Below are 11,052 nucleotides of genomic sequence, written 5' to 3' on the forward strand. Positions count from 1 at the left end.
ACGTGCACCGATGTGAGGGGGACGTGAGCGGAGTCACTTCTTCGACTGGATGACAGCCTCCATCACGCTCTTCGCGATCGGGGCCGCGAGGCCGCCGCCGGAGATGTCATCACGATTGGCCTGGTCGTCCTCGATCACCACGGCGACCGCGACCGGCGAGCTGCCGTCGGGGAGCTTGGCGTAGGAGATGAACCAGGCGTACGGGTTCTCGCTGTTCTCGACACCGTGCTGGGCAGTACCGGTCTTGCCGCCCACGGTGACGCCGTTCATCTGCGCGTTCTTGCCCGTGCCGTCCTTGACGACGGTCTCCATCATGGACTGGAGGATCTGGGCGTTCTTCGCCGACAGCGGCTGGCTCATCTCCTGCGGCTCGGTCTTGGAGACCGGGTCCAGGCTGGAGGACTGCAGCTCGTCGATCATGTACGGCTTCATCAGCTTGCCGTCGTTGGCGACGGCCGAGGCGACCATGGCCATCTGGAGCGGCGTCGCGGCGGTGTTGTACTGGCCGATCGACGACAGCGCGGTCTGCGAGGTGTTCATGCCGTCGGAGAAGACCGAGGCGCTGGAGCGGACCGGCGTGTACTGCTCGGACGTGAAGCCGAACTTCTTCGCCTCGTCGAGCATCTTGTCGTTGCCGAGGTCGGCGCCGATCTTGCCGAAGACGGTGTTGCAGGAGTAGCGCAGCGCGATCCGCATGGTCGCGTTCTTGCAGGGGATGCTGCCCTCGTTCTTCAGCTGCGTGGTGGTGCCCGGCATGGTCCACGGCAGCGGCGAGTCGGTGTTCTCGTCCGCCGACGTGTACAGCCCGTTCTCCAGCGCCGCGGCCGCGGTGACCACCTTGAAGGTGGAGCCCGGCGGGTACGTCTCACGCAGCGCCCGGTTCAGCATCGGGTCGCTGGGGTCGTACTTCTTCTGCAGCTTGTTCCACGCCTTGGCGTCGGTGTCCGAGGTGCCGGCGAAGGACGAGGGGTCGTACGACGGGTACGAGGCGAGGGCGAGGATCTTGCCGGTGGACGGGTCGAGCGCGACCACCGCGCCCTTGCCGCCCTGCGCCTTCAGGCCGTTGTACGCCGCCTTCTGCGCGGCCGCGTTCAGCGTGGTGACGACGTTGCCGCCCTGCTGCTTCTTGCCCGTGACCATGTTCAGGGTGTTGCGGAAGAAGAGCCGGTCGTCGTTGCCGGTGAGGATGCCGTCCTCGAGGTTCTCCAGCTGGTTGGCGCCGAACGCCTGCGACGCGTACCCGGTGACCGGCGCCCACATGGGGCCGTTCTTGTAGGTGCGCTTGTACTCGAGGTCGTTCAGGCTGGACTTGCTGGTGGTCTTGGTGGACCCGGTGATCGGGTTGCCGTCCACGATGATGTCGCCGCGCGGGGTGGCGTAGCGGGCGATCGTGACGCGGCGGTTCTTCGGGTCGGTCTTGAGGGTGTCGGCCTTCACGTACTGGAGCCAGTTGTCCCGCAGGAGCAGCGTGAGGACCAGCAGGCCGCAGAAGATCGCGATCCGTCGGAGGGGCTTGTTCACGGGCGGACCACCTGCGTCATCTCTGCGTCGGGGTTGGCGGCGGGGGCGGGCGCGGGGCGGCGCGCGGTGTCGCTGATCCGGATCAGGATGCCGATGAGCGCCCAGTTGGCGATGACGGACGAACCGCCGTAGGCCAGGAACGGCATCGTCATACCGGTCAGCGGGATCAGGCCCATCACACCGCCGGCGACGACGAAGACCTGGAGCGCGAAGGCGCCGGACAGTCCGACGGCGAGCAGCTTGCCGAACGGGTCGCGGGCGGCGAGGGCGGTGCGCACACCGCGCTCCACGATCAGGCCGTAGATCAGCAGGATCGCCATGATGCCCGCGAGGCCCAGCTCCTCGCCGAAGGTGGCGAGGATGAAGTCGGAGTTCGCGGCGAACCGGATCAGGTCCGAGTGGCCCTGGCCGAGGCCGGTGCCCAGGGTGCCGCCGGAGCCGAACGCCCACAGCGCCTGCATCGCCTGCTCGGAGTGGCCGGCGACGCCCTGCTGGCTGAGCTTGTACTCCTTCATCGGGTCCAGCCACGCCTGGACACGCTGCTGCACGTGCGGTTCGAAGGAGGCCACGCCGACCGCGCCGACCGCGGACATCAGCAGACCGAAGACGATCCAGCTGGTCCGCTCGGTGGCGACGTACAGCATGATGACGAACATTCCGAAGAACAGCAGCGAGGTGCCGAGGTCCGTCTCGAAGACCAGGATCAGGATCGAGATGAACCAGACCACCAGGATCGGGCCGAGGTCGCGGCCGCGGGGCAGGTACAGGCCCATGAAGCGGCGGCTGGCGAGGGCCAGCGCGTCCCGCTTCACCATCAGGTATCCGGCGAAGAAGATCGCCAGCACGATCTTCGCGAACTCACCGGGCTGGATGGTGAAGCCGCCGACCGAGATCCAGATCTTGGCGCCGTAGACGTTCAGACCGAGGCCCGGGACCAGCGGGAGCAGCAGCAGCACCAGGGCCGCGGCCATGGAGATGTAGGTGTAGCGCTGCAGGACGCGGTGGTCCTTGAGGAACACCAGCGTGACCACGAACAGCGCGATGCCCAGCGCGGTGTACAGCAGCTGGTTGGTCGCTTTGCCGCCCGACACGTGGAGGGACTGGAGCAGCTTGGACTGGTCCAGCCGCCAGATGACGACCAGGCCGAGGCCGTTGAGCAGCGTGGCCAGCGGAAGCAGCAGCGGGTCCGCGTACGGCGCGAACTTGCGCACCACGAGGTGCGCCACGCCGGCCAGCAGGCCGAGGCCCAGACCGTAGCCCAGCAGGCCGGAGGGCACCTGGTCGTTGATGGCCAGGCCCACGTTGGCGTAGGCGAACACGGGGATCGCCACGGCGAAGATCAGCAGGGCGAGCTCGGTGTTGCGTCTGCTCGGTGTGCCGATCGAGCCGATCGTGGACGTGTGGTGCGTCGGCGAGTTGGTAGTACTGCTCATCGTGTGACAGGGCCTCTCACGGTTTGGCCTACTGCTTACCGCACAGCGAGACGACCTTCTGCTCATCCTCCGAGAGGGTGGGACCGGAGCTGGGGGTCGCGGACGTGGACGGGGAGGGGGACGTCGTCGGAGTGCCCGACGGGTTCGGAGTCGGCGACGCCTTGGACGTGAGTGAGGTGCTGGTGGTTCCCTTGGTGCTGTCGGTCTTGGTGCCGCTCTTGGCGTTGTTGGCCTCGCTGGCCTCCCGCTGTGCCTCCTTCTTGCACGCGGACGCCTGCACCGACAGGTCCTCGATCTTCTTGCGGGCGTCCGGCAGTCCGCCCTCGGTGATCGTCGCCTTCACCTGCTTCTGCTGGTACGGCGGCAGGTACTTGAGTTCGATCTCGGGGTGGTCGGTCGCCACCTTCGACAACTTCACCCAGGCCAGGTCCTGGCTGATGCCCTGGTACAGCGCGACGTGCTCGCCGTTGGCCCCGACGTAGTACTGCGTCTGGGTCCAGCGGTAACCGCCGTAGAGGCCGCCGCCGATCACGGCCAGCACGAGCACCGTGTAGAAGGATCTCTTCAGCCACCTGCGGCCCTTGCGGGGCTTGACGAAGTCGTCGTCCGTGTAGTCCCCGAAGCTGCCCGCCGGCACGTAGCCGGTGGTGTCGCCGGAGCCGGGCGGGCCGAACTCGCCGCCCCCGCCGCCCTGTCCGGGGACCTGGCGGCCGAGCCCGGAGGCGCGGCCCGCGGGGGTCTGCATGATGCCGTTGTCGTGCAGGTGGTGCTGGTTCTCGGCGACCGCGCCGACCACGACCGGGGTGTCGGAGAGCTGCCCCGCGAGGGTGTCCCCGGTGTCCAGGTCGAGCACGTCGGCGATGATCACCGTGATGTTGTCCGGGCCGCCGCCGCGCAGCGCGAGCTGGATCAGCTCCTGCACGGTCTCCTGCGGGCCCTGGTAGCTGGCGAGGGTGTCCTCCATCGTCTGGTGGGAGACGACCCCGGACAGTCCGTCGGAGCAGATCAGATAGCGGTCGCCGGCCCGCACCTCGCGGATCGACAGGTCGGGCTCGACGTGCTCGCCGCTGCCGAGGGCGCGCATCAGCAGCGCCCGCTGCGGGTGCGTGCTGGCCTCCTCCTCGGTGATGCGGCCCTCGTCGACGAGGCGCTGCACCCAGGTGTGGTCCTGCGTGATCTGCGTGAGCACGCCGTCGCGCAGCAGATAGGCGCGGGAGTCGCCGACATGCACCAGGCCGAGGCGCTGGCCCGTCCACAGCAGCGCGGTCAGGGTGGTGCCCATGCCCTCGAGCTGGGGGTCCTCCTCGACCATCGAGCGCAGCTGGTCGTTGGCGCGCTGCACGGCCAGGCCGAGCGACGTCAGGATGTCGGACCCGGGCACGTCGTCGTCGAGGGTGACGAGGGTGGAGATCACCTCGGAGGAGGCGACCTCGCCCGCCGCCTGTCCGCCCATGCCGTCGGCGATGGCGAGCAGACGCGGACCGGCGTAGCCGGAGTCCTCGTTGCCCTCCCGGATCATGCCTTTGTGCGATCCGGCGGCGAAGCGCAGTGACAGACTCATGCGCACCTCGCCCGTCGGCTCCGGATACATCCGCACGGTGCCCACCCTCCGGTCGGGAGCGCGCCGGGGCCCTGGGTGTGGGCCGCCGCTGCGTGCTCGCTCCGCTCGCGCCTATTCATGATGTAGCACTACTTCCGCAGCTCGATGACGGTCTTGCCGATGCGGATCGGCGCACCCAGCGGGATCGGCGTGGGAGTCGTCAGCCGGGACCGGTCCAGGTACGTGCCGTTGGTGGATCCGAGGTCCTCGACGATCCACTGGCCGTCGCGGTCCGGGTAGATCCTGGCATGGCGGCTGGAGGCGTAGTCGTCGTCCAGCACGATCGTGGAGTCGTGCGCGCGGCCCAGGGTGATGGTCTGGCCCTGGAGCGCGACGGTGGTACCCGTGAGGGTGCCCTCGCTCACGACGAGCTTGGAGGGGGCGTTGCGCCGCTGGCGGCCACCGCCCGCGGGCTGCTGGCCGCGCTGCTGCGGCGGCGCGGCCTGCCGGGCCGCCTGCTGCTGCTGGCGGCCGGCGTCCCTACGGGATCCGCGCTGAGTGACGCGCGTTCCGAACAGGTCGCTGCGGATGACCTGCACGGCCACGATCACGAACAGCCACAGTACGGCCAGGAAACCCAGCCGCATGACCGTGAGGGTCAGCTCTGACATTGCCCCCGCTTCACCCTTCGGCTTGCCGGTAAATGATGGTGGTGCTGCCCACGACGATCCGCGAGCCGTCGCGGAGCGTAGCGCGGGTGGTGTGCTGCCCGTCCACCACGATGCCGTTGGTGGAGCCGAGATCCTGGATCGTCGAGGGCGTTCCGGTCCGGATCTCGCAGTGCCGACGGGAGACGCCGGGATCGTCGATCCGCACGTCGGCCTCGGTGCTGCGGCCCATCACGAGCGTCGCGCGGGAGATCTGATGGCGGGTGCCGTTGATCTCGATCCAGTAGCGGGTCTGGGACCCGGGCTGCGGTGCTCCGGCGAGACCGCCGCCGGCCGCCCCGGGTCGCTGGCCGTAGGGGGCCGCGCCGGGACGTCCGCCGGGCGGCGGCGCCGCCGGCATCGGCGGGGCGCCCGAGGGCTGCTGGAAGCCGGACTGCGCGGGCTGCGGGTAGCCGTAGCCGCCGCGGCCGGCCTGCGGGCCCGCGGGAGCGCGGCCGGGCGCCTGCTGGTCGGTGGAGGAGGCGAGCGTACGGCTGCGCACCCGGTACAGGCCGGTGTCGAGGTCGTCCGCCTTCTCCAGGTTGACCTTGATCGGGCCCATGAACGTGTAGCGCTGCTGCTTGGCGTAGTCGCGCACCATGCCGGCGAGCTCGTCGCCGAGCTGGCCGGAGTAGGGGCTGAGCCGCTCGAAGTCGGGCGCGCTCAGCTCCACGATGAAGTCGTTGGGGACGACCGTGCGGTCCCGGTTCCAGATCGTGGCGTTGTTGTCGCACTCGCGCTGGAGCGCGCCGGCGATCTCGACCGGCTGGACCTCGGACTTGAAGACCTTGGCGAAGGTGCCGTTGACCAGACCTTCGAGGCGCTGCTCGAACTTCTTCAGGACTCCCATGAGGCACCTCCTCCGTAGTTGCCGTACTGCATTGCCTGGTACTGCTTACTGATCGTATCCACGCGCCCGGCAAACGGCCGGTTCCCCCTGCGGGCCCCGTCGAGAGGTGTCGACGGGTGCCGACACGTCGTACCGCCCACGCCGGTCCCCCTCCCGGATTCCCGGAGGAGTTCCTCTTCGAACTCCTCCTGCCATGGATCGTAGAGGCGGCCCATGACCAGTGTCCCGCACCTGACTGTGGACCCGGTCCGCCCGCATGTGAGATGAGCGGGACCGGTACGAGGTTGATACGTGAACCGGTACTTGCTGAGACCTGCCCTCCCGAACGCCCCCGGTGATCGTCCGCGGACCCCCGCCGGATGCCCGGTGATCTCGTCGAATCCCCTCGGACGTCCCCGGTGGACGCCCTGCCGGGTGGTGCGTCTGCCCGCCGATAAGGGATGTGAACCCACCCCGTACGGCGTGCTAATGTTCTGCATGTCGGAAGGCGCCGAACCCCAGCGGGACGGAGCCGGAAGACACACCCAATGCGCGGGTGGCGGAATAGGCAGACGCGCTGGATTCAGGTTCCAGTGCCCGCAAGGGCGTGGGGGTTCAACTCCCCCCTCGCGCACAGCTGGAAGCCCCTCAGGTCTCGGACCTGAGGGGCTTTCGCGTTGTTCTGAGGGGTTTTGGCGTTGTCCGGGGCAGGGGTGGTCCGCCGGCTCGGGATGATCTTCGCGTGAGGACAATCACAGCAGTTGTCCACAGGGTCTGACGCGCTTTCGTACCCCGCTGTACGGTCTGCACGAGTTGATGTTCGCGCGTTCGGACCGGGCAGGTCCGGCACGGGGGAGGCGGTCGTGGTGACCGAGGTCGGAGTGGAGATCACGGGGACGGCGGCGGGCCGGGTCCCCGGGCCCGGGACGTCCCCGGAACAGGGGGCCGCGACGCCGGGCCCGGCCCATCGGGTGCCGTGGGTGCCGGGCTTCGCGCGCCGGCCGGCCGGGGAGCAGGGCTCGCCCAGGAAGGACGGCAGGGCGCTGCGCGACCGGGTGCCGCGCCGGGCGCACGCCGAACTCGACCTCGACGCCGCCCGCCCCGACGCGGTGCGGGCGGTCGAGGAGTCCAACCGGGGCCGCATCCCCGAGCTCATGCCGATCCGGACCGGCCGGATGGCGGCCACCCCGTTCGCGTTCCTGCGCGGTTCGGCGGGCCTCATGGCCCACGACCTCGCGCGCACGCCCATGACCCGCGTCACCGCGCAGATCTGCGGTGACGCGCACGCCGCCAACTTCGGGCTGTACGGCGACGCCCGCGGCGGCCTGGTCATCGATCTGAACGACTTCGACGAGACGGTCCTCGGCCCCTGGGAGTGGGACCTCAAGCGGCTCGCCGCCTCGCTGGTGCTGGCCGGGCGCGAGACCGGCGCGGACGAGGACCGGTGCCGCGAGGCCGCCCGGGACGCGGTGGGCTCCTACCGGCGCACCATGCGCCTGCTGGCCCGGCTGCCGGTGCTGGAGGCGTGGAACGCGATCGCCGACGAGGAGCTCGTCTCCCACACCGACGCGCACGACCTGCTGGGCACCCTGGAACGGGTGTCGGAGAAGGCGCGGGCCAACACCAGCGGGCGCTTCGCGGGGAAGTCGACCGAGGCGACCGAGGACGGGGGCCGCCGCTTCGTCGAGTCCCTGCCGGTGCTGCGCGGCGTCCCCGACGCGGAGGCGGCGTCGGTCGCGGCGTCCCTGGAGCACTACGTCGGCACGCTGCCCGAGGACATGCTGCCGCTGGTGGCCCGGCACGCGGTGCACGACGTGGCCTTCCGGATCGTCGGCACGGGCAGCGTCGGCACCCACTCCTACGTGGTGCTGCTCCTCGACCACCGCGGCGAACCGCTCGTCCTCCAGGTGAAGGAGTCCCGCCCCTCCGCCCTGGTGCCGCACCTGGCGACCGCGGGCTTCGAGACCCCGGCCGTGGACCACGAGGGCCGCCGGGTGGTGCTGGGACAGAAGCGGATGCAGGTCGTCAGCGACATCCTGCTGGGCTGGACGACGGTGGACGGCCGGCCGTTCCAGGTGCGCCAGTTCCGTAACCGCAAGGGCAGCGTCGACCCGGCCGCCCTGCCCGCCGACCAGATGGACGACTACGCGCGCATGACCGGCGCGCTGCTGGCCCGCGCCCATTCGCACAGCGCCGACCCGCGGCTGATCTCCGGCTACTGCGGCAAGAACGAGGAACTCGACGAGGCGATCGCCGCGTTCGCCGTCGCCTACGCCGACCGCACGGAGGCGGACCACGCGGACCTGGTGACGGCGGTCCGCACGGGCCGGATCGCGGCGGAGACCGGGGTCTGAGGCGGCGGGGACGTCGGCGGGGCCGGGGGCTGCACCGGGGGCCGGTGGTCCGGTGGCTCGGACGTGGGTGGGGCCGGGGCGAGGGCGTGGGGGTGTCTGCTGGAGACGTCTGCCGGGGGGCGTCGGCAAGGGTGTGCGGGGGTGTGTGCTCGATCACGGCCGTGCCCGGCCTGCCGGTGCGGCGGTGGCCTACGCTGGTCGGGTGACGACCCCGGAAGCTGAGCAGCCCCAGTCCGACGGCCCGCAGCCCCGGCCCGAGGAGCGGCTGGAGCGGGCCGTGCGGGCCGCCGAGCAGGCGCTGATCGAGTTCGAGATCGCGGTGGAGACCTTCCGCGTGGAGGTGGAGAACTTCTCCCGCCTGCACGAGCAGAGGCTCGGCCCGATGTACGCCCGGCTCGAGGAGCTGGACGCGGAGATCGCCGAGGCCAAGGCGGCCCGCACCGGCGACCCCGCGGACATCCGCGCGGCGCAGGAGGCGCGGGCCCAGGTGGCCCCGATCCCCGGTGTCGAGGAGCTGATGCACGGCTGGATGGACGGCGGCGGCCTGTTCCCCGAGGCCGTGGCGATGCTCACGGAGCAGTCGGTACGGCCCCCGGAGCGCGTGCGGCCCAGCGAGGAGGCCCGCAAGCTCTACCGCGAGCTGGCCCGCAAGTCCCACCCCGACCTGGCGCAGGACGCGGCCGAGGTCGACCGGCGCGAGGAGTTCATCGCCCGGGTCAACGCCGCCTACGCCCGCGGCGACGAGGCGCTGCTGCGCGAGCTGGCCGCGGAGTGGGCCGCCGGTCCGGTGCCCCCGGAGCGCAGGCCGAGCCCCAGCGAGGAGCTCTACGCCCGCCTGGAGTGGCTCGCCGAGCGCAAGGAACTGCTCACGATCGTCGCCAAGGAACTCGAGGACGGCCCGATCGCCTCGATGCTCCGGCTCGCCCCGGAGGACCCCGACGGCCTCCTGGAGGAGATCGCCGGCCAGCTGCGCACGCAGGTCCTCGAACGCGAGGCTCGGCTGGCGGAGCTGCTCAGCCAGGACTGACGGTCCGGTAGCGTCGGAACCATGAGTTTCGGAACTGGTGTGCCCTCGGTCCAGATCGGCGACCTCAAGGACGGCGACTTCCTGCTCGACGTCCGCGAGGACGACGAGTGGCAGGCGGGCCACGCGCAGGGGGCGCTGCACATCCCGATCAGCGAGTTCGTCGCGCGCTACGGCGAGCTGACCGAGGCGGCGCCGCAGGACGGGCGGGTCCATGTGATCTGCCGCTCCGGCGGGCGCTCGGCGCAGGTCACGATGTATCTGGCCCAGCAGGGCATCGACGCGGTGAACGTGGACGGCGGCATGCAGGTGTGGGCGGCCGCCGGCCGCCCGGTCGTCACGGACGAGGGCAAGCCGGGGCACGTCCTCTAGGGCCTGTCGCCGTCGGCCGGGCCCCGCCGCCGTCGGCCGGGCCCCGCCGTGCCGTCAGCCCAGCGGGTGGGCGGCCAGGAGGTCGCCGAGGGCCTCCTCGTGCGCCGGGGCCGGGCCGAGCGACAGCTCCAGATGCTTGGCCCAGGCGTGATAGCGGTGCAGCGGGTAGTCCGTGTCGGCGCCGAAGCCGCCGTGCAGGTGCTGCGCGGTCTGCACCACGCGCCGTACCCCTTCCGCTGCCCAGATCTTGGCGACGGCGACATCCCCGGCGGCGGGCAGCGCGCCCGGCGCCCCCGACGCGATCCGCCAGGCCGCCTGCCAGAGCGTGGCCTCCATGGCGCGCAGGTCGATGTAGCGGTCGGCGGCCTGCACGGCGACGGCCTGGAACGTCGCCACCGGAAACCCGAACTGCTCCCGCTTGCCGGTGTATTCGCTGCTCATCCGCAGCACCCGCTCACCCAGCCCGAGCGCCAGCGCGCAGGTCCCCGTGGTCAGCAGCAGCCGCAGCCGCTCCCAGGCGCCGTCCGCGTCGATGACGTCCCGGTCGGCGAACCGGGCGCCCTCCAGGCGCAGTTCGCCGAGCCGCTCGCCGGTGGTGGAGATCTGCTCGGCGAGCGAGGTGCCCGGGTGGTCGCGGGGGACGAGGGCGAGGACCGTCCGGTCGGCGCCGCCGTCGCTGCCGGTGTGCGCGGGGACCACGACGATGTCGGCGCCGTACGCCCACGGCACCGCCGTCTGCACGCCGTCCAGGACCCAGGCGCCGTCCTCCCGGCGCGCGGTCACCGCGCGTTCGGCCGGGTCGTGCCCGGTGCGGCCGTGCGCCGCGACGGTCAGCACCAGCTCGCCCCGCGCCGCCCGCACGTACGGCTCCGCGCCGGCCGCCCCGCCGCCGTACGCCTGCACGACGGCGAGGGCCGCGCTGGTCTCCAGCAGCGGAACCCGCGCCAGGACCTTCGCGGACTCGCGCAGCACCAGGCACAGCGCGACGGCGTCGAGGCCCGCCCCGCCGTGCTCCTCGTCCAGCAGCAGGCTCAGCAGGTCGGCCTCCGCGAGCCTCGCCCACAGGGCGCGGTCGAAGTCGTCGGCGACGGCGCCGGCGGTGAGCGCGGGGCTCGGCACCGCGTCCGGCGCGACGCCCGAGAACACGCCTCGCGCCGCCTCGGCCGCCGCCTGCTGTTCCTCGGTGAAGGTGAAGTCCACGGTCCCTGTCCTCCCACGCGCACCGGCAACGACCGGGCGCGGGGACGAATCCCCCACCCGGTCTGACGGAGC

The 11,052-nt window shown here is 71.3% G+C and carries 9 protein-coding genes and 1 tRNA gene; 4 read left to right on the top strand and 6 right to left on the bottom strand.

All coding sequences use genetic code 11. The features are described from left to right. Positions 1-33: 33 nt before the first annotated feature. From WN71_RS01105 to WN71_RS01125, 5 genes are all read right to left on the bottom strand, one after another. Positions 34-1,521, bottom strand: a complete 1,488-nt coding sequence (locus WN71_RS01105; RefSeq protein ID WP_046583649.1) for a peptidoglycan D,D-transpeptidase FtsI family protein — start codon at positions 1,519-1,521, stop codon at positions 34-36. Continuing rightward, positions 1,518-2,954 carry an FtsW/RodA/SpoVE family cell cycle protein gene (locus tag WN71_RS01110; RefSeq protein WP_046583648.1) on the bottom strand — a complete coding sequence of 479 codons (1,437 nt, stop codon included), beginning with the start codon at positions 2,952-2,954 and terminating at the stop codon, positions 1,518-1,520. Before WN71_RS01110 ends, WN71_RS01105 begins: the two co-directional genes overlap by 4 nt. 28 nt (positions 2,955-2,982) lie before the next feature. After that, positions 2,983-4,515 (bottom strand): Stp1/IreP family PP2C-type Ser/Thr phosphatase, encoded by a 1,533-nt coding sequence (locus tag WN71_RS01115; protein WP_240529526.1) that lies wholly within the window; start codon positions 4,513-4,515, stop codon positions 2,983-2,985. Between the two features lie 128 nt (positions 4,516-4,643). Beyond that, entirely contained in the window at positions 4,644-5,165 is a 522-nt protein-coding gene (locus WN71_RS01120) for an FHA domain-containing protein FhaB/FipA (protein WP_046583646.1), read from the bottom strand. Between the two features lie 10 nt (positions 5,166-5,175). Next, positions 5,176-6,051 carry an FhaA domain-containing protein gene (locus WN71_RS01125; RefSeq protein ID WP_046583645.1) on the bottom strand — a complete coding sequence of 292 codons (876 nt, stop codon included), beginning with the start codon at positions 6,049-6,051 and terminating at the stop codon, positions 5,176-5,178. A 529-nt stretch (positions 6,052-6,580) separates the two neighbouring features. Between WN71_RS01125 and WN71_RS01130 the strand changes: the two genes are divergently transcribed. The 4 genes from WN71_RS01130 (at position 6,581) to WN71_RS01145 (ending at position 9,780) form a co-directional block, all read left to right on the top strand. Continuing rightward, positions 6,581-6,664, top strand: a tRNA-Leu gene (locus WN71_RS01130). A 232-nt stretch (positions 6,665-6,896) separates the two neighbouring features. Then, the gene (locus tag WN71_RS01135) at positions 6,897-8,384 is read left to right on the top strand and encodes a DUF2252 domain-containing protein (RefSeq protein WP_046583782.1); all 1,488 of its coding nucleotides are present in this window, start codon (positions 6,897-6,899) and stop codon (positions 8,382-8,384) included. A gap of 202 nt (positions 8,385-8,586) precedes the next feature. Beyond that, the gene (locus tag WN71_RS01140; RefSeq protein WP_046583644.1) at positions 8,587-9,411 is read left to right on the top strand and encodes a J domain-containing protein; all 825 of its coding nucleotides are present in this window, start codon (positions 8,587-8,589) and stop codon (positions 9,409-9,411) included. 21 nt (positions 9,412-9,432) lie between these two features. Continuing rightward, complete coding sequence (locus tag WN71_RS01145; protein WP_420856438.1) at positions 9,433-9,780, top strand: rhodanese-like domain-containing protein; 348 nt, start codon at positions 9,433-9,435, stop codon at positions 9,778-9,780. A gap of 54 nt (positions 9,781-9,834) precedes the next feature. Here WN71_RS01145 and WN71_RS01150 read toward each other — a convergent pair whose 3' ends face one another. Continuing rightward, entirely contained in the window at positions 9,835-10,980 is a 1,146-nt protein-coding gene (locus WN71_RS01150; RefSeq protein WP_046583642.1) for an acyl-CoA dehydrogenase family protein, read from the bottom strand. Positions 10,981-11,052: the final 72 nt, after the last annotated feature.

The sequence above is a fragment of the Streptomyces mangrovisoli genome (genome assembly GCF_000974985.2).
In the GTDB taxonomy this organism is placed as follows: domain Bacteria; phylum Actinomycetota; class Actinomycetes; order Streptomycetales; family Streptomycetaceae; genus Streptomyces; species Streptomyces mangrovisoli.

Excerpts from the sequence above, each read along its gene's own strand:
- WN71_RS01110 (WP_046583648.1), bottom strand. The coding sequence starts at position 2,954 with ATGAGCAGTACTACCAACTCGCCGACGCACCACACGTCCACGATCGGC.
- WN71_RS01115 (WP_240529526.1), bottom strand. The coding sequence starts at position 4,515 with ATGAGTCTGTCACTGCGCTTCGCCGCCGGATCGCACAAAGGCATGATC.
- WN71_RS01120 (WP_046583646.1), bottom strand. The coding sequence starts at position 5,165 with ATGTCAGAGCTGACCCTCACGGTCATGCGGCTGGGTTTCCTGGCCGTA.
- WN71_RS01125 (WP_046583645.1), bottom strand. The coding sequence starts at position 6,051 with ATGGGAGTCCTGAAGAAGTTCGAGCAGCGCCTCGAAGGTCTGGTCAAC.
- WN71_RS01145 (WP_420856438.1), top strand. The coding sequence starts at position 9,433 with ATGAGTTTCGGAACTGGTGTGCCCTCGGTCCAGATCGGCGACCTCAAG.